The following is a 317-nucleotide window of genomic DNA, read 5'->3' as shown; positions in this document are numbered from 1 at the left end:
CGATAAATACATAAATTCCAGGTCTTACGAGTGGGATAGAGCGTGCGATGGGGCGAGCTGGAACCGCGTTCATAACTCCGAGCAGCACACCTATACCAATATTATTGGTAAAGATCGCGACTTCGGTTATGGATTACTGCGCGTATCGAATGACTTTCGTTGGCGGTTAAAAAACCTGTGGCAATTTGTCACTTACCTATTGCTCAGTGTTCTGTTTCAATTGGGGGTGTCGTACCATGAAATGGAAGCCGAGCGAGTCTATTTTGGAATTATAAATGATGACCTTGTTTTCAAGGTATACCTCAGCGTGCTTAAAT

At 43.8% G+C, this 317-nt stretch carries 1 pseudogene; it reads left to right on the top strand.

The annotated features are described in order from the left end of the window. Positions 1 to 317: pseudogene (locus tag CWB80_RS22815) on the top strand (acyl-CoA desaturase); the annotation flags it as partial.

The sequence above is a fragment of the Pseudoalteromonas sp. S1650 genome (genome assembly GCF_005887195.1).
GTDB classification, from domain to species: domain Bacteria; phylum Pseudomonadota; class Gammaproteobacteria; order Enterobacterales; family Alteromonadaceae; genus Pseudoalteromonas; species Pseudoalteromonas simplex.
The sequence above is the reverse complement of the archived record's forward strand: the minus strand, read 5'-3'. Positions and strand labels throughout refer to the sequence as shown.